This is a genomic window from Bacillus tuaregi (assembly GCF_900104575.1).
Taxonomy (GTDB): Bacteria; Bacillota; Bacilli; order Bacillales; family Cytobacillaceae; genus Bacillus_BD; species Bacillus_BD tuaregi.
Window position 1 is genome coordinate 3,499,970 of record NZ_LT629731.1, and the last position, 17,504, is coordinate 3,517,473.

The following is a 17,504-nucleotide window of genomic DNA, read 5'->3' on the forward strand; positions in this document are numbered from 1 at the left end:
AAATGAGGTGTCTGTCAAAGACAATGTCATTCAATAATACCCATATGCAACTAAACGTTCTTATAAGGGGATGGTTGTAATGCACAAGTTGTATGAAAACCAAAATGATTCTTTGCACCAATCATTTCAAGATATTTGAAAATGAGGTGTTTATCAAAGACCATGTAACCGACATTTTATATGTTTGAAAGAACTATAAAAAATAGGGGATGGTTAGCTTGAACAAAGAATCAGTTTCTAAATAAACACAGACATTTACCAAATAAATGAGGTGTTTACGGCAGAAAAGTACCTGTAATAGAACGTTGTATATGATATTTCCCCTGCATCAGGGCGGGATTCCTTGCGAATCCTGCCCTTTTCTTTTGTATCATTCCAGCTCCGTGGCGTTCCTCTTTGTGCCACTTCTATGTTACAATATTAGGAAATCCACTATTAATGAAAGGGTTGAAAAAAATGAGCGATTGTATTTTCTGTAAAATTGTTAATGGCGAAATCCCATCTGCAAAAGTGTTTGAAAATGAACACGTTGTGGCCTTTCTAGACATTAGTCAGGTGACAAAAGGACATACATTAATTATCCCTAAAGTACATAAAGAAAATTTATTTGAATTAACACCTGAAATAGCTAAGAATATTTTTGAAGTGGCACCCCAAATAGCGAATGCATTAAAAACTGCCTATAATCCAATTGGTTTAAATGCTGTAAATAACAACGGTGAAAAGGCTGGTCAATCTGTGTTCCATTTTCACCTTCACCTAATTCCACGCTATGGTGAAGGTGACGGATTTGGAGCTGTTTGGAAAAACAATCAAAGTGATTACAGTTCATTTGATTTACAACAAATGGCTGAGAATATCAGCAGTCACTTATAAAAAATTCTCCTTTAGGAGAATTTTTTTTACTCTTCTTTCTCATAATTTGAAAACAGTTTTTGTACATTTCGACAATTTCTGATAATATTAAATAAAAATAATTCTTTTACTGTATGTATTCGTGAAAGTACGAACAATGCACAGTACAGAACACATAGGGGGAATTCCTTGATGAGCCGCGCACTGAATTTTAATGCTGGTCCAGCCGCCCTTCCTGAATGGGCACTGAAAGAAGCTCAAAATGAGTTATTGAATTTTAGAAATACTGGCATGTCTGTAATGGAACTTAGCCATAGAAGTAAGGATTATGAAGCTGTTCATAACGAAGCTCAAAGCTTATTACGCTCTTTACTTTCTATTCCTGACCAGTATGAGATTCTGTTATTACAAGGTGGAGCAAGCCTTCAATTTTCAATGATACCAATGAACCTTCTTCAAGAAGGACAGACAGCCTATTATGCAATGACAGGCTCTTGGTCTGAAAAAGCCTTAAAAGAAGCTGCTAAGGTTGGTAAAACGGAAATTGCCGTTTCAAGTAAAGAGAATCAATATAAAAACATCCCGGTCCTTGACCCATCCTCTATTCCAAACGATGCTGCTTACGTACACATTACAAGCAACAACACCATTTACGGCACTCAATGGAAGAAATTCCCAACTGGATTAAAAGCTCCGCTTATAGCAGATATGTCCAGTGATATTTTATGCAAGCCATTAAATATCGAACAATTTGATATGATCTATGCTGGAGCACAGAAAAATCTAGGACCATCTGGTGTTACAGTCGTAATCATGAAGAAAGAACTGCTAGAGCGTTCAAGTGATAATTTGCCAACGATGCTAAACTATAACACACATGCGAAAAATAATTCATTATATAATACACCGCCAACCTTTGGTATTTACTTATTATCATTAGTCCTTAAATGGGTAACAGATCAAGGCGGTCTTGAGGCTATCGAGAAAATGAACGAACAAAAGGCTGCCCTTCTTTACAATGAAATTGATAACAGCAATGGCTTTTATAATGGTCATGCAGTGTCTGACAGCCGCTCTACCATGAACGTTACCTTTACATTAAACTCTGAGGAAGCAACAAAGAGCTTCTTAGCGCAGGCAAAGGAAGCGGGCTTTGTCGGACTTAATGGACACCGTTCTGTCGGTGGTTGCCGAGCATCCATCTATAATGCGGTTCCATATGAAAATGTTGAAAAGCTTGCTCAATTTATGAGTGACTTCAGAAAAAATTATTAATAGAATATTGTAATTTTGACAACAATGGAATATATTATGCTATACTTATAGCAACTTTTCGCTGCAGGCAACGAGTGCACTGCAGGAGAAGAATAATTATTAGCTTAGTTCAGAAGAGGAGAGATTAGAAATGAATACGAAAAACCTGGTTGCTTTAGCCCTGCTAGTAGGAATGGGTACTGTATTGCATACTGTTGTTCCTGGATTTTTTCTTGGCATGAAGCCGGATATGATGTTAACGATGATGTTTTTGGGAATTATTTTATTCCCAGACAAGAAGAGCGTTTTGCTTCTTGGTCTTGCCACTGGGATTATTTCAGGAATCACTACTACTTTCCCTGGAGGCTTATTCCCAAATATTATTGATAAGTTTGTTACATCATTAGTGTTCTTTGCTTTAATCCTTGCGTTCAACAAATACAGTAAATCGATTATTTCTGTCGCCGTGCTAACAGCTATTGGTACTGTCATTTCAGGGGTTGTCTTTTTAGGGTCTGCCTATCTGATTATTGGTCTTCCCGGACCATTTGCAGCCTTATTTGCTACAGTTGTTTTACCTGCTGCAGCAGTGAATACAATTGTTATGATTGTCTTGTATCCAGTGGCTGCATCGATTCTTAAACGGACAAAAATAACCAACCAGCAAACGATTAGTCAGTAAGAATATTCAAACCCGTCAAGCGACGGGTTTTTTTCTGCTCTGGCGTTTAAGTAGTCAGGCTCATCACAAATCCAATAATGAGAAAGAAGACACCTCCAACAGCCATAGCAGCGGAACGTCTTTTTAAGACAAACTTCGGCGGATACACACCCGGCTTTTTAATCGATATAAAAAAATGAAGGCTTGCAGAAAAAAAAAGAATACTTAAAGTAAAAAATACCGTCATCATATGTTTGCGGTTGCACCCCTTTGATCAGACAAGGCTTTACTAAACAATGTATGCTTGTTACATTAAAGCTATAACGAAAATAATGCTATACTTTTGAAAGGTTATATCACCATAGTTCATACGAAACCAGTAAAAATAGGATTATTTTGTTAATAAAAAACTAAAATAATAAATTGAAAAAGGATTCTATTTCAATGTTATAGAAGTAATATTTATTAAATAGGATGAGGTGGTTTGGATGAAAGGAAGGTCTTTCATAATTGGCTTTTTGATAGGTGGTGTATCTGCCGGATTGAGCACGCTGCTTTTGACACCAAAATCAGGAATGGAAACTCGTCATAGCCTGAAGGAATCAAAGGATATGGTTCTTAGTCAGCTTTATGAATTAAAGAATAATCTCTTGGAGTTAAACCAAGGAATAAAAACAGCCTCTACAGAGGGAAGTGAAACAATAAGGACCTTTTTGTCAGATATTAAAGAGACTGTTTCAAATTGGAACCAAGAAATAAAGCCCCATCAGTTGGAATTACAAAAGGAGCTGGCTGAAATTGAAAGAAGTATTCAAGAGTTAGAATCAGAATTAAGCAAAAAATAAGACTATTTTGAATAAATTTTCAAAAAATTTAAAAAATCCTTTTTAAAAAGAAGGATTTTTTTATTTTTAAATCGAAAACAAATATATTATAAAAATAGTGTTTTGTCTCATTATGTACAAATATGCCAGCACACAGCTATTCTACACAAGAATTAAAGGATATTCTAAAAATTTGGTAAATTTATATCTTTATTAATCTTTATTTTATTGGCATAATGAATATACAGATATAAAAAAAGGGTGATTAAGAGGATGGAAGAAAAAGAGTATACAGTAAAGGAAGCTCTGTTATTTAGTCAAAGAATTGGTCAACTGAGTAAGGCATTATGGAAGTCAATTGAAAAGGATTGGCAGCAATGGATAAAGCCGTATGATCTCAATATTAACGAGCATCATATTTTATGGATTGCCTACCATTTGAATGGTGCATCCATATCCGATGTTGCAAAATTTGGGGTTATGCATGTTTCAACAGCATTTAATTTTTCAAAAAAATTAGAAGAACGCGGTTTTCTGCAATTTTCTAAAAAGGAAAACGATAAGCGTAATACCTACATTCAGCTAACTGAAAAAGGGGAAAATATCTTTCTGGAGATTATGGAAGCATACGATCCAGCACAAAATGCAGCATATTCTGCCTCCCTACCTTTAAAGGATATATATGGGAAATTTCCGGAAATGTTAGAGGTAATGGCAATTGTTCGCAATATTTACGGTGATGATTTTATGGAAATTTTCGAAAAATCATTCAACAACATTGACAAAGAATTTGTAGAGGATGAAGGAAAGCTACAAAAGAAGGTCCCTCAAAAGACAGAGCTAATCTAAAACCATTATAGATACTTTTTTAACTCTGTCATTAGCGGGAGATATAGCCCTTGGGTTATACAGGCAGCAATGACATCCTCAGCAGGTAGCCCGCCGGTATGTAATTTCATAGTAAATTTAGTGAAAAGCGGATGAAAATGAACAAAACCTTCCGCTTTCTGTTCTTCTAACTCCATGCTCAGTTCGTCACAAAGTTCGAATAATTTTTGTGCCTCTTTTTCCCCAATTCCTCTTTCAATGATGAACCGATATAAGGCGTGCTTCGTAGATTGATTCATTTCTAGCAGTAAGGACTGATGATATTCAAGTCTTTTAATCCTCTCTAATAATGCAGCTAAATCCATTGTATTCCCCTCTTTAATTATGTTTTCCTATTGGGTTTCACTTCCCAGAAAGTCGATAAAATACTGCGAATAGAAGCAATTGTTTTTCCTATTGATTTTTTTCCCCTTTCGTCGTACATTAGCTTAGGAAGTTTTGTACTATATTTCTCCTCTTGGAGGCTGATTATCATGAATTGCTGGAAGGAGATTAATCTCACCAAACAATACGGCACCCAACGTGTATGCATTCTGTCTATCATAACGATGCTATTCACTTTTATTTTGCTATATGTACCCGCTAACTATTTATTTGTACCCTCGACTTTAGAGGATAATTATTTTCTTTTTTTAATCGCCGCGCTGTGGCTTATGTATCCAATCCATAAGATTATACACTTTTTCTCATTAGTACATTTAAAAAATAAAATAAAAAAAACTTTTAAAATCAAATATCTTGTAATGCCAGTTATACAAATTCAGATCATTGAACCCATTTCAAAATGGCAATACATCCTCACCTTAATTCTTCCATTTATTCTTATTAATGGATTTCTTTTTACAGCGTGCTGGATCTTTAACAATTATGTTCATTATTTTACCATTTTACTAGCATTTCATATAGGTTTATGTGTCTCTGACTTTATTTATATTAAAAATGTTTTAAAGGCACCCAATCGCGCATATATTGAAGAGAATGAGAATGGTTTTGAAATATTAGTCAATCATCCAAATCTTAACAATCACAATGAAACCTTCCTTCATTAAAGGTTTTCAATATAAATAATTATTTTAAATAAATTGCATCTATCTTTTTTTGCAATTTTTTGCTAATGTAAATATCATACTATTCCAATTAGGTAGCTTGTTAAGTATAATCTGCCTCTCAAAAGGAGGAAACCATTTATGATTTACATTTTTATTTTATTTGCTTGCTTTATTTTATTTAATATTAACAAGATGACGAACTCTCTTTGTCTGCAAAAAGAGATTCCTGAAGAAAAGCAGGCTACTGTATTTCATACGATTAATATTCTTGTTACCATTTTACTAATATCTTCCTACGTTGAAATTTTATTTGCCGTTTAACAAACTTTTCAGCTGAGTCAAACTTAAAGAGGCGGTGGGGTTATTCCTCACCGCCTTCAATTTTTGGAGTTTGAAATGATTAATCACTTGCTGTTTAGAACTAAGTTCGGCTTATAGCCAAGCAGCACCAACAATGATTAATAGAATGAAAAGAACCACGATTAACGCAAATCCTCCACCGTATCCGTAAGATTGACCCATAGTATCACCTCCTTTACTATGCTAAGTGGCCGAATGCCAGTTGGCTGCTTATATTCTTAGTAAAAGGAAGCCCCTACAATAATCAATAAAATGAACAGCACAACAATTAACGCAAAGCCATTGCTATAGTGCCCCATGATTACTTACCTCCTTTCGCTTTCGTTTTATCATATGTACGAATGGCAAATACGGGATGGTCATATACCCATTTTTTTAAAATATGCTTGTTAAATGGACTGTAATAATTTGTTCTCACTTCAATTTATGTTATAGTAAGGATTGTTGAATTATCGACTTATACTAATTTAGGAGTGTTTACACGTGAAAAAATGGATATTACCCTTAACACTAGCAGCCGGAATACTTACTTTAACTGCATGTAACGGAGGAGACTCCGCTTCGATTGCAGAAACAAAGGCTGGCGATATCACAAAGGACGAATTTTACGAAGCAATGAAAGATAGACAAGGTGAAATGGTATTACAGCAGCTCCTATACACAAAGGTACTGTCCGATAAATACAAAGTGACTGATAAAGACCTAGATGCAAAGGTTAATGAATATAAGGAACAGCTGGGTGATACCTTCTTCCTTCAATATGGCTTTCAAGATGAAGCTGAATTCAAAAAGGATGAAAATGTTAAGCTAGAGGTTCTAATTGAAAAAGCTGTCCTAAAGGATATTAAGGAAGCAGACCTTAAGAAATATTATGAGGAAAATTACAAACCTGAGATTAAAGCCCGTCATATTCTTGTTGAAGATGAAGAAAAAGCAAAAGAAGTAAAGACAAAGCTGGATGAAGGCGGAGACTTTGCGGAATTGGCAAAGGAATACTCTACTGATGGTTCAGCAGAACAAGGCGGAGATCTTGGCTGGTTTGGTCCTGGTAAAATGGTGGCAGAATTTGAAGAGGCTGCATATGCTTTAGATATTAATGAAATTAGCGAGCCTGTCCAATCACAGTTCGGATTCCATATTATTCAAGTGACTGAAAAGAAAGAAGCAGAGTCGTTTGATAAAGTGAAGGATGAAATGGAAGCTAAATACAAGGCAACCAAAATGACACAGGAAAACATTATGGATACAATCAATAAAGAAATGAAAGAAGCAGATGTAAAAATTAATGATAAGGACCTTAAAGGTATTTTAGGGGAAGATACGGCTAAAGAAGAAAAAAAATAAGTATGATTTAGCTGTCAAAAAGGGCTGGCCCAAACAGACAGGTGCCAGGCATCACCATTTACGTCTCTAATATCACTCGCGTACATCGCAGCCGATATAGATGTAAGGTGGATGCTTGACACCTTATGGGACAGCCCTCTTTATATTACCTTTTTCAACTAGTTGAATTATGAGTTTTCTGCTGTTTTTCTTCCCGCTCCTTTTCCAGCCTCTCCATATATATTTCTCCTTCTCTTTCTATTATTTCATTTTCAATCATTCTTTCTTCCCTTCCGGTTCGCACCACCATATAGGCACTTATAATAATCCCTGCAACAACAAAATAAATCCAAATTGGTATATCGATTTTTACCACCTCTTCTTCTTCGAATTTGTTGATAGTCTATTATATGGGACCAAGCCTGTTGATATGACTGCTTGGACAATAGGATATTGATTTCTGTGCAAATCAACACGATGTCAGGTAAAATGGTAAAATAGAGTTCACGAAAGTCTTTAGCTCATAGCTTACTGCTTTAACATACTTCGATTTTTCTAATAAAACTTGTAATTGGTTTGTAATGGTTTTTAATAATAGGAGTGATGTACGTGTCTGATGAATCTACTTATTTTTATGGTTTAATCCCTATTCGGTTTGAGACGTCCGAAATAGAACGGGAGCAAATACTAAAAGAGTTTCCTCCACCGCTCTTACCTGCTGGAGAAGAGAATTTCCTTTTAGAGAATGAATTAAATGGGAATCTTGTTCAGGTTCGATTGCTCCTTAATGAATATAGTGTGGAAACCACTAAGACTGGAAAACAGTACTTAAAAATCAAGCTCAGCAATAATGCAGGAACTATCAACACCAAAATGTGGGATAATCAGGGGGCTGTAGAGGCGACCATACCGTTGCTTGATGAATATTCTACTTTTGATGTAGAGGCAAAGGTAGAAGAATATAAAGGATATAAATCGTTAACAATCAACAAGCTTAGCCCCTGCACAGACGATCCGAATCCTTTCACCCTGCTTGCCTATACAAAACACAGTATCGAGGACTTAACGGTTGAACTATTTTCTTATTTAAATGAACTACAAGCTCCTTTTAAAGATATTTCTTTAGCTGCCATGCATCAGTTTTGGGATCAATTCCGCCTCCGACCTGCAGCAAAGGGGCATCATCATAATTATTTAGGGGGATTACTTAAGCACACGGTTGGATTAATGAGATTTGCTCGCTTTATTTTGAAGTTTGAGGATAATCATTATCAGGCTGTCATAAAGCTGATCAATCATGTTGAGAAAGCCCATAAAAGGGATATCTGGAATCAAATACAAACCGCCACCCCAAATCCACAGCAGCTCGTCTGGAAGGAAACGATAGATCATTTATATTCCATGCTCTATGGCATGATGGGCCATATGGAGAAAGAGCCTAAGTATGATTTAATCATGACGAGTATCTTATTTCATGATATTGGAAAGCTCTTAGAATATGACCATGCCGGAAAGAACTATGAGGAATTTAAATATTTATTTCCAACTGCAGATCCATCGGGACTTGCAAACCGTAAACAAACCGGAATTAAAATGGATGAATTAGGTGTGATGATCGGACATATTCCCTACGGTGTCCTTATGCTATCTAAAATCATTGAATCAGAAGGAATTCCAGTTTCCCTCGAGGATGTTCATCACATGTCACACTGCATTTTATGTCATCATGGTCTGCCTGAATGGGGCTCTTGTATTCGAAGCCCTCAAACAATTGAAGGCTATATGATTCATATTGTCGACTATCTCGACAGCAGATATGAGAATACAGTCGAAATAAAATAAACGATGAGACCACTTGATCTCATCGTTTATTTCAATTCAACTGTATTATGTTTATTTAAGTAAGCAATCTCCTTCTCTTGAAAATAAGCGAGCAAATGCTCATGACAGGTAAAAAATAAAAGCTGATAATCCTTTAGCTGTTTGAGCAGGTCAATAACTCTGCTTGTTCTCTCTCTATCAAAGTTTACAAAGCTGTCATCAATAATAATAGGGAATTTATATTTCTCATAAACAGTTAAAGCAATCGCAAGCCTTAACGATACATAGATTTGTTCAGTTGTTGCTTGACTAAGCTCATTTGCATCATAAAGAAGCTGCTCCTTACTCTCTATGAAAAATCCGCTGCCTTCCTGTTTCGGTATAATCCGGATATATCTATTATCCGTTAAAAATTGCAAATATTCTTCTGCCAGTCTAAGCATTTTCGGTAGTCGTTCCTGTTTATATTGATTGACTGTTTTCTGAAGGAGCTCTCTAGCCGCGGCAAATTTTGCCCACTCTCTTGCCTCTTCTTCAAATTCTGACTTTAACTGCCTAAAACGATGAAGAAGCTCGGCATAGCTTCCACCCTCCTCCAGCATTTGAATTTGATATTTTATGGCTGCAAATTCCTCTTGTAACTGTGCAAGTTCTCCCTCATGCATTTCCCTTTTATGTAATACTTCTAGAATAGATTCTTCTACAGGTCTTTCAGAAAAACGCTCTGCTTCCTTTTCAGTAAAGGAGGAAAGCTTCAGCTGTAATTTTATATGGTTCAATTCCTCAAGCAACTTTGATTTCTCAGCAGATTTCCGGGCAAGCTCTCTGAAATGCTGTTCACTATTTGCTGAAGCAGAGGACAAAAGAGCAGACATTTCCGAGCCGAGTCTATCCCATTCCAGCTGATAGACTTGATACTCATCCTGAAGCATTTCCAGCTGATGGGCTTTTTCCTTAAATTTTATCTGTTTATCTAGTTCTTCCCGTAAAGCTCTCTTAAGACTTTGAACTGCCTCCTGAAACGACAACTCGTCATCCTCTATAAACTCCTCCATTAGCCCTCGTATTGGCGCTAATCGCTCCTCTATGGCAATTTTATTTGCAGCATATTGTTCATTAATAAATCTCTGCTCTTGGTATAGTCGTTTTAATCCGTCTATTAACTCAAAAGCATCATATAAATAATGAAGCGCCATTTCTCGTGGAAGCCTCAGCTCCTCTCCAACTGTCTGCAATTCCTTATTCAGTTGTAAGGAAGCCTTTTCCCACGCTTCATATCGATCTATCACTTGATCATAAAGCTCCTGCTGCCTATTAATCATAGTTTTTAATTGATTGAACTGCTCACGAAGCTTTTGGTCCCTTTCTAGCTTTTGTTCCATCAACTCAATATGTTTCATTGGATGTCTTAAGTCATTTTCTAATTGCTGCTTTTTCGTCTGAAGCTGCTTTATTTCTGTCTGCAACAAAGGTTCGGAAGCTGATAAAACCTTCACATAAGAAAAGATAGCGAATGCTGCTCCCGCTCCTCCTGCTAGAATCAGTATCATATGATCCGAAAATATTCCCCATCCACAAAGAATCAAAAAGAGAATAGCAAATAGGAGGTATTGCAGGCGATCGCGCTTCATCTTGGTAGCTGAATTCTGTAAGGCATTCGTTAGTAATGCTAATCGATTCTTCACCTCATCATATTTCTCGTTCAAGCGATCTCTTGAAGCAAACGACACCTGTTCCTGCAGTTTTTTTCTTTCTGTTTCTGGGAGTAATTCATCCTTGAGGAATCTCTCCTTTGCTTCCAGCTCCTCTAACTGCCTTGTTTCTTCCTGGAATCTTTCATCTAGCTCCTGCTTTTTTTCTGTTAATCGTTTTTGTTTTGCATGCAATGCAGCTGTTTTTTCCTTCATGAATACACTTGTGTTCATTGAACCTACTTCATCAGCCGTTAGAGACAAATGCATTTTATTCTGAAAAAGATTAATTTCTTCTTCAAGCTTATTCAGCTTAACCTGAAGTTGAATATTTTCCTGCTCCCATTTCTCAATAAGTGGTATATTCTCAATTGCCTTCATCAATTCATTTTCTTTTTCAATCAAAGGAACATTAGGATTCAAGGAATGTAAGTCTTCCTTTAAACGCTCTATGCGCTGCTGTAATGTTACTCTTTTCCGCTCTAGCTCCTGCTCAAATTGCTTTAGGCGTTCAAGCTCTTCAAGCCCCTTATCTGGAAATTCACCGACATGATAAGGAGAAAGCTCCTGTTGAAGCTGCTTTTCCTTTTGCAGGAGCGGTAGAACCTTCTTCCATTCTTCCAATCTTGTGTGTTGGGCAGAAAAGGAGATTAGCTCTGACTTAAGCTCACGTATCCTATTCTCAAGCATATCTCTTTTATGGAGGAGACTTGTATACTGCTCATTGTTTTCCTCTTGCTTTCGTAATTCACTTCTCAGTCCACGAAGCTCCTTCAGCTTGCTGTTTAGCTTCGGATTTCTTCCATTAGGTTTAAAGCGGCTATCCAATTCCTTCATCAGCTCATTCTCAGCCTTTAACAAAACGTCTGAACCAATTGTTCCTGTAGAAAATAAAAAGCGGCCAAGCTCGTCACCCTTCATTTGATGGACATTTTGTAGCCCTTGCAGGTTAAAGGAAAAGATAGCTTGATATAACTGCTTATCAATCGATAATAGCAGCTCCTTCAGGAGATCCTCCCCGCCAATCATTCCATTTTCAAGCCTAACAACTACATCACCAGCGGCTTTCCCCTTCACTCTTTCGATAACGACTCTTCCTTTATTCGGAATTAAAACGGTAAGCTGACCTCCATATTTTGCACCCTTTTTTGGTTCATACCGAAGCTCAGATTGCTGTTTAGTAGGAAAGCCAAATAATATACTATGTATGAATGACATGATGGTAGATTTCCCGGCCTCATTTTCACCGAAGAACACCTGCCGTTCCAGAATGTTGGTAAACTTCACATTTTCAAATTTCCCATACCCATAAATATAAATCTCAATAATTTTCATGCTGCTTCACCTCCTATTTTTTATGGATTAAATCTAGTAGCGTATTTAATGCTTGCTGTTGAAGCTCAAGCTTCTCCTTATCAGACAAGGACAGTAAGAATTTAGCTGCTGTAGGATGATTATATAATGGCGAAATACTATCTTGGATGTTCTCAAGATTATCTGCTGCACGAAACAGCTCTAAATAGAAATCAGACTCCTTTTCTAGCTTGCTTCGATTCCAAGATATAGATTGTTCAACCTCTATTTTAATCGGCCAGACAAAAGAATCCTCTTCTCCTTCTTCCTCCTGAAGCGCCTGTAGGAGATCCCCGTTAAAAACACTTGTTAATTCCTTATCATCTAAACGAATATTGCGTAATGTTATCGATAGGAGGACTCCCTTTCCCAGCTTGCGCTTTTCCTCCATTGCTCTTTGACATAAAACATATAAATCTTGAAATTGCTTAACTTCTTGTCCATCCACTTTCAGATGCTCCCACTGGATTACTGCCGTTTCAATAAATTCAAGCTTAGTGTCAGCTTGATTCATGGTCACAAGGTAACAACCTTTTTCACCTGTTTCTTTTTTGTTACGACCTTGTATATTTCCCGGGTAAAGGATATATGGATTCTCGTGCAAAATAGATCTCTTATGAATATGGCCTAATGCCCAGTAGTCAAATCTCTTGTCAATCAGTTCCTTTAAACGAAAGGGTGCATATGGTTGATGCTCACTAGAGCCTTCGAAATGACCATGTAGGATCCCGATATGAAAATCAGCCATATCCTTTTTAACATATTCAGGAAGCCTATTTTCATTTATATGCCGTTTTTCATAGCTGAACCCGTATAAATATACTGTTGTATTTGGCTTTGTAAATTCTTTTACTTCTACATGCTCACCAAAAATATGGACATTTGCCGGCATATCCAAATGGATCCATGAGCCATTCAAATGATCATGGTTTCCATGTATAATATAGACAGAGATTCTATGTGCCTCAAGCCTCTCCATTTCCTTCCGCAGCCTCGTTTGTGCACGTACACTTCTATCCTGCTCATCAAATAAATCTCCTGCGAGAATGACAAAATCAACCTGATGCTCAATCGCAGTATCGGTAATTTTCCTTAACGCTTCAAATGTACTGTCCTTTAGCACCGTAAAGATTTCCTTAGGCAATTGCGAAAGCCCTGTCATAGGACTGTCCAAATGCAAATCTGCTGCATGGATGAATTTTATTTCCTTCATATTTTAATCTCCACTCATCATTTCTTTTTTATAGTCATATATTTTCATTTTACCATTCCTAAAAAGCGAATGCACGTTCTGCATAAATCACCTAAAAAAGAGACCTGCTTTCTATAACAAGCAGGTCTCTTTTTAATCATCATGTTAATCATTCTTGGTTAACTGAAGAGCTTTTTTGATATCCTTAAAGGAGTTTGATTTTCCGTACATTAAAACCCCACCTTTATACACTCTGGCTCCAAATACAGCCAAAAGAATAATGGAGACTAGCAGAATAACCATGCCGATCATTGGCTCCCATATTGGGATTTCAAGCATGCCAACTCTCATAAACATGAGCATTGGTGTAAAGAATGGAATATAGGATGTGATAGTGATAAAAGTAGTATCCGGTTGATTTAAACCAAACATCGCAATCATAAAGCCTGCCGCGATAATAAAGGTCATTGGCGTAATCATCTGCTGAACATCTTCAATTCTGCTGACGAGCGAACCAAGAAAAGCAGCAAGTGTCGCATAAAGAAAATAGCCGAGTAAAAAGAACACAAGCGCATAAATAATCGTTGAAAGCGGTATGTTTTGAAAGCCAAGAAATTCGAAAAAACCACCCTGCAGCGATTGAAGATTTTGTTTGATGAAATAATAGCCAACAGCTAAAAGAACGGCCATTTGTGTCAAGCTTAACAGGGCAATACCGAGAATTTTACCAAACATTTGTTTTATCGGAGATACACTGGAAATGAGAATTTCCATGACCCTCGAGGATTTCTCTGTTGCCACCTCCATCGCAATCATGTTTGCATACATGATAACGGCAAAATAAATGACAAATAAGATAACATAGACAAGACCTCGTGCCTGACTTAACTCTTCCTGGGTTTTGGCATTTTCCTTTAAGGCAACTCTGTCAAATGTGACAGGTTCAGATAATTTAGCAAGCTGCTCTGGAGTTAATTGTAATTGAGCTGCTGCCATTTGGGCCTTAATTTGTTGTAACGAATTCTGTATATCAGCCGGAATTCCATAATCAGCCACACTTAAAGATTTATAAACCGCACTTGGTAACTGTGACTCATCAAGCTTAAGAATTAATAATCCCTTATATTCGCCTTCTTCTACATCATTTTCAGCGCTTTTCTCCGATTCAGAATAGGCCTCCAATCTTAACTCATCATTAACTACTTGAAGCTGTGCTTCAACTAATGAGAATAGCTCTCCTGTTTCATCGATAACAGCAATCTTTTGATTCTCATTTCCTTTATTGAAGAGATCAATAATGTTCGTCATGTTCGTTAATGCAACTAATATAAGTGCCGTAATCAAGGTAGTGATGATAAACGATTTTGTTTTTAATTTGCTTAGATACGTATGAAAAAGAATAATCCAAAATCTATTCATAGGAAGCACCTACCTTTTCAATAAATATATCATTCAACGAAGGCTCCTCTAAGACAAATTTTGAAATAAAGCCTTTATCGTAGATGCTGCTTAGGATTCGCTTTACCGTAACTTCCTCATCCTCAATTTGTAATATCATTCCTTCAGGAGTTTTTTTCGCATTTTTCACACCTGGAAATGTGACTAAGTCCTCGAGATTAAAATCAGCATGGATTACTAGATTCTTTTTCCCATAAGCCCTTTTGATATCCCGAAGCGAGCCTTGAACAACCGGCTTGCCTTTATGTAAAATACAAAGGTGCTCACACATTTCCTCAACATGCTCCATCCGATGGCTTGAAAAGACAATCGTTGTCCCGTTTTCCTTTAACTCAAGAACTGCTTCCTTCAATTGTTCAACGTTAACGGGATCCAAACCACTAAATGGCTCATCTAGAATTAATAATTTGGGCTTGTGAATAACAGAAGCAATAAATTGGATTTTTTGTTGATTTCCTTTAGACAGCTCATCAACCTTTTTGTCAGCGTATTCAGGTACTTTAAATCTAGAAAGCCAATACTCCAATTCCTGTAAGGCCTCCTTTTTCGCCATTCCACGCAGTCTTGCTAAATAAACCATTTGATCTCGTACTTTCAGCTTGGGGTATAACCCTCTTTCTTCAGGTAAATAACCAATTAGCGGGCTTGTCGAATAATCTATTTCCTTTCCATCCCATGTGACCGATCCGCTGCTCGCCTTTAAGATACCTAAAATCATTCGAAAGGTTGTCGTTTTCCCTGCTCCATTTGCACCTAGAAACCCATACATTTCTTTTTCGGGAATCGTCAAGGTTAATTGATCCACTGCCGTGAAATTCCCAAATCTCTTTGTCACGTTATGTAGCTGTAATACCATGTGGCCAGCCTCCTTTACATATATACTTATTACGTTTATGAAGAAAAAAGGTTTCGTATTGTATGAAATTTCACATTAAAATAAAGAGTTTGCCTTTTATTGAGCAGTATGCGAAAATTTAATTATCAGAATATTTCGCAGAGGTGATAAAGGATGAAAAAGTACAAATTGACGGCATTTTCCCCTACGGGAGAGAAGCTTCTTGATGAAACCTTTGAAGCGAAGGATGATGTTAAAGCAAAATTACTAGCAGAGCAAATACTGCAAGAAAAAAATTTAAGCAATCAAACACATAGATGTACTTCATCAAGTGGAAGACTTCTATTATTTCATTCATAGCAGACAACCTTTGCCTTAGTTGGCAAAGGTTGTTTTTACATGAAACAGCTCAGAAAGCGCATTAATCTTTTCTCTTGTATAGGTTTCGTAATTTTCATTAAAGGTTTTTGGATCCTTTGGATTTGCAAAACGAGTAATTTTTCCCGTATTTGGATCCACTAATTTACTCGACGCTCCGCAGCCAAGCCCAATAATCGTTTGCTGCTCTTCCATAATCATAATGTTGTAAATGCTTTCCTGTCCTTTTAATGAATATCCAACATTCTCTAAGTTCCCTAATATATTTTTCTGCCTGTATAAATAATATGGATAATAATCATGTTCCTTTGTCCAGTTTTCTGCCAGCTCCATCATTTTACTAATTTCCTGACGGTCTGCTACCTTATATTTTTCTTTATTTTTGGTCATCTCTGAGGCTCTTTTAAAGGACAAGGTATGGACGGTTAAGGATTCTGGCATCAGCTTCTCCGTTTCATTCAGAGTATGAGTAAACTCCTGTTCACCTTCTCCTGGAAGTCCAATAATTAAGTCCATATTAATATTATTCATTCCCATCGAACGAGCTAAATGGAACTTTTCAACCGTCTCCTCTACACTATGATGACGACCGATTGCCTTCAGTGTTTCCTGAATATACGATTGAGGGTTTATACTAATACGGTCAATATTCCACTTCTTCAGCACATTTAGCTTTTCCTCTGTAATCGTATCGGGTCTCCCAGCTTCCACTGTAATTTCCCTAACCTTATTGACGTTCGGGAAGGAAGCATACATTTCTTCATATAACATATCCATTTCTTCAGCTGTAATACTAGTCGGTGTACCGCCGCCAAAATAAATAGTTGTTACATTAATATTGTGTGCCTTTAACCATTGACCGACCTCTCTCATTTCATAATGAAGGCCACCTAAAAAAGAATCTACTGATCCTTGACGACCATTTATCGCATAGGCCGGAAACGTGCAATATGCACATTTGGTTGGACAGAAGGGAATGCCGATATAAATACTAACTTCATTACGCAGGTCATATAAATCCGGGACCACAGCTAACTGTCTCTCAACGATTTGCTGCATAAGCTGTAATTTCTCTTCTGTTATTAGATACTCCTCCTGGAGCTGGCTATGGGCTACCTCCACTGGGAGCTTTTCCTGCATTTTACGATGCAGAAGCTTTGTTGGTCTAACACCTGTTAGAATTCCCCATTTTTGAGTAATCCCTGTCCAATTTTGTAGCATCGTTAAATAGACATGGGATACAGCATTTTTTATTTGTTTAAATTGTTCTTTTGGATTTCCGCTGTTGGAAAAGTCCTTTTCCAGTTCTACATTATCTTGATTACCGGCCACATCAACCAGCTGTCCTTTGACATGAACGGAGTTTTCTTTTATATTTAGCATCAATTGAATCACTAAATCGCTTTTATCCTGCTCTTGAAAGGAAACGGTGGTTTCTTCAAAGAATAGGTTTGCAATTAATTCTAGAGGCCGAATAAAACGCTCATCCTGTAAGCCCTTAATGGTTATTAACAATTCCATCACCTTTTCAATGTAAACTGTATTAAGTGTACAGAAACGCT

The 17,504-nt window shown here is 36.9% G+C and carries 20 protein-coding genes; 10 read left to right on the forward strand and 10 right to left on the reverse strand.

Annotated elements, in window-relative coordinates; genetic code table 11:
• Positions 1-456 precede the first annotated feature (456 nt).
• The 3 genes from BQ5321_RS19235 (at position 457) to BQ5321_RS19245 (ending at position 2,791) form a co-directional block, all read left to right on the forward strand.
• Positions 457-876, forward strand: coding sequence for an HIT family protein (locus BQ5321_RS19235; RefSeq protein ID WP_071396986.1), 420 nt, complete (start codon positions 457-459; stop codon positions 874-876).
• A 171-nt stretch (positions 877-1,047) separates the two neighbouring features.
• Complete coding sequence (gene serC, locus BQ5321_RS19240) at positions 1,048-2,130, forward strand: 3-phosphoserine/phosphohydroxythreonine transaminase (protein ID WP_071396030.1); 1,083 nt, start codon at positions 1,048-1,050, stop codon at positions 2,128-2,130.
• 130 nt (positions 2,131-2,260) lie between these two features.
• Entirely contained in the window at positions 2,261-2,791 is a 531-nt protein-coding gene (locus tag BQ5321_RS19245; RefSeq protein ID WP_071396031.1) for a tryptophan transporter, read from the forward strand.
• Positions 2,792-2,837: 46 nt separating this feature from the next.
• Here the strand turns inward: BQ5321_RS19245 and BQ5321_RS19250 are convergent, their stop codons facing one another.
• A complete protein-coding gene (locus BQ5321_RS19250) occupies positions 2,838-3,020 on the reverse strand; it encodes a membrane protein YhzF (protein WP_071396032.1) in 183 nt (60 codons plus the stop codon).
• 238 nt (positions 3,021-3,258) lie between these two features.
• Between BQ5321_RS19250 and BQ5321_RS19255 the strand changes: the two genes are divergently transcribed.
• Both BQ5321_RS19255 and BQ5321_RS19260 read left to right on the forward strand, forming a co-directional pair.
• Positions 3,259-3,615 (forward strand): YtxH domain-containing protein, encoded by a 357-nt coding sequence (locus BQ5321_RS19255; protein WP_071396033.1) that lies wholly within the window; start codon positions 3,259-3,261, stop codon positions 3,613-3,615.
• Positions 3,616-3,867: 252 nt separating this feature from the next.
• Positions 3,868-4,443, forward strand: coding sequence for an HTH-type transcriptional regulator Hpr (locus BQ5321_RS19260; RefSeq protein ID WP_071396034.1), 576 nt, complete (start codon positions 3,868-3,870; stop codon positions 4,441-4,443).
• Positions 4,444-4,448: 5 nt separating this feature from the next.
• Here the strand turns inward: BQ5321_RS19260 and BQ5321_RS19265 are convergent, their stop codons facing one another.
• Positions 4,449-4,787: a DUF1878 family protein gene (locus tag BQ5321_RS19265; protein ID WP_071396035.1), complete on the reverse strand. Its 339-nt coding sequence runs from the start codon at positions 4,785-4,787 to the stop codon at positions 4,449-4,451.
• 168 nt (positions 4,788-4,955) lie between these two features.
• On the opposite strand from BQ5321_RS19265, the gene BQ5321_RS19270 reads away from it, so the two are divergent.
• Both BQ5321_RS19270 and BQ5321_RS19275 read left to right on the forward strand, forming a co-directional pair.
• Positions 4,956-5,531: a DUF3267 domain-containing protein gene (locus BQ5321_RS19270; protein ID WP_234978427.1), complete on the forward strand. Its 576-nt coding sequence runs from the start codon at positions 4,956-4,958 to the stop codon at positions 5,529-5,531.
• Positions 5,532-5,669: 138 nt separating this feature from the next.
• On the forward strand, positions 5,670-5,852 hold the full coding sequence (locus BQ5321_RS19275) for a hypothetical protein (protein ID WP_071396036.1): 183 nt from the start codon (positions 5,670-5,672) through the stop codon (positions 5,850-5,852).
• A 111-nt stretch (positions 5,853-5,963) separates the two neighbouring features.
• Here the strand turns inward: BQ5321_RS19275 and BQ5321_RS19280 are convergent, their stop codons facing one another.
• Entirely contained in the window at positions 5,964-6,053 is a 90-nt protein-coding gene (locus BQ5321_RS19280; RefSeq protein ID WP_071396037.1) for a YjcZ family sporulation protein, read from the reverse strand.
• A 56-nt stretch (positions 6,054-6,109) separates the two neighbouring features.
• Complete coding sequence (locus BQ5321_RS23825; RefSeq protein ID WP_084786863.1) at positions 6,110-6,190, reverse strand: YjcZ family sporulation protein; 81 nt, start codon at positions 6,188-6,190, stop codon at positions 6,110-6,112.
• A gap of 184 nt (positions 6,191-6,374) precedes the next feature.
• Between BQ5321_RS23825 and BQ5321_RS19285 the strand changes: the two genes are divergently transcribed.
• Positions 6,375-7,235: a peptidylprolyl isomerase gene (locus BQ5321_RS19285; protein WP_071396038.1), complete on the forward strand. Its 861-nt coding sequence runs from the start codon at positions 6,375-6,377 to the stop codon at positions 7,233-7,235.
• 154 nt (positions 7,236-7,389) lie between these two features.
• Here the strand turns inward: BQ5321_RS19285 and BQ5321_RS19290 are convergent, their stop codons facing one another.
• On the reverse strand, positions 7,390-7,581 hold the full coding sequence (locus BQ5321_RS19290; RefSeq protein ID WP_084786957.1) for a sporulation YhaL family protein: 192 nt from the start codon (positions 7,579-7,581) through the stop codon (positions 7,390-7,392).
• Positions 7,582-7,817: 236 nt separating this feature from the next.
• On the opposite strand from BQ5321_RS19290, the gene BQ5321_RS19295 reads away from it, so the two are divergent.
• Entirely contained in the window at positions 7,818-9,056 is a 1,239-nt protein-coding gene (locus tag BQ5321_RS19295) for an HD domain-containing protein (RefSeq protein ID WP_071396040.1), read from the forward strand.
• A 26-nt stretch (positions 9,057-9,082) separates the two neighbouring features.
• Here BQ5321_RS19295 and BQ5321_RS19300 read toward each other — a convergent pair whose 3' ends face one another.
• From BQ5321_RS19300 to BQ5321_RS19315, 4 genes are all read right to left on the reverse strand, one after another.
• Positions 9,083-12,061: an AAA family ATPase gene (locus BQ5321_RS19300; RefSeq protein ID WP_071396041.1), complete on the reverse strand. Its 2,979-nt coding sequence runs from the start codon at positions 12,059-12,061 to the stop codon at positions 9,083-9,085.
• Between the two features lie 13 nt (positions 12,062-12,074).
• Positions 12,075-13,292 (reverse strand): metallophosphoesterase family protein, encoded by a 1,218-nt coding sequence (locus BQ5321_RS19305; RefSeq protein ID WP_071396042.1) that lies wholly within the window; start codon positions 13,290-13,292, stop codon positions 12,075-12,077.
• A 144-nt stretch (positions 13,293-13,436) separates the two neighbouring features.
• Complete coding sequence (locus BQ5321_RS19310) at positions 13,437-14,690, reverse strand: ABC transporter permease (RefSeq protein ID WP_071396043.1); 1,254 nt, start codon at positions 14,688-14,690, stop codon at positions 13,437-13,439.
• Positions 14,683-15,585 carry an ABC transporter ATP-binding protein gene (locus BQ5321_RS19315; protein WP_071396044.1) on the reverse strand — a complete coding sequence of 301 codons (903 nt, stop codon included), beginning with the start codon at positions 15,583-15,585 and terminating at the stop codon, positions 14,683-14,685. The genes BQ5321_RS19310 and BQ5321_RS19315 overlap by 8 nt, the downstream gene beginning before the upstream one ends.
• 153 nt (positions 15,586-15,738) lie before the next feature.
• On the opposite strand from BQ5321_RS19315, the gene BQ5321_RS19320 reads away from it, so the two are divergent.
• The gene (locus BQ5321_RS19320) at positions 15,739-15,924 is read left to right on the forward strand and encodes a YhzD family protein (RefSeq protein WP_071396045.1); all 186 of its coding nucleotides are present in this window, start codon (positions 15,739-15,741) and stop codon (positions 15,922-15,924) included.
• Positions 15,925-15,939: 15 nt separating this feature from the next.
• Here the strand turns inward: BQ5321_RS19320 and BQ5321_RS19325 are convergent, their stop codons facing one another.
• The gene (locus BQ5321_RS19325; protein ID WP_071396046.1) at positions 15,940-17,457 is read right to left on the reverse strand and encodes a coproporphyrinogen III oxidase; all 1,518 of its coding nucleotides are present in this window, start codon (positions 17,455-17,457) and stop codon (positions 15,940-15,942) included.
• Between the last annotated feature and the right edge of the window lie 47 nt (positions 17,458-17,504).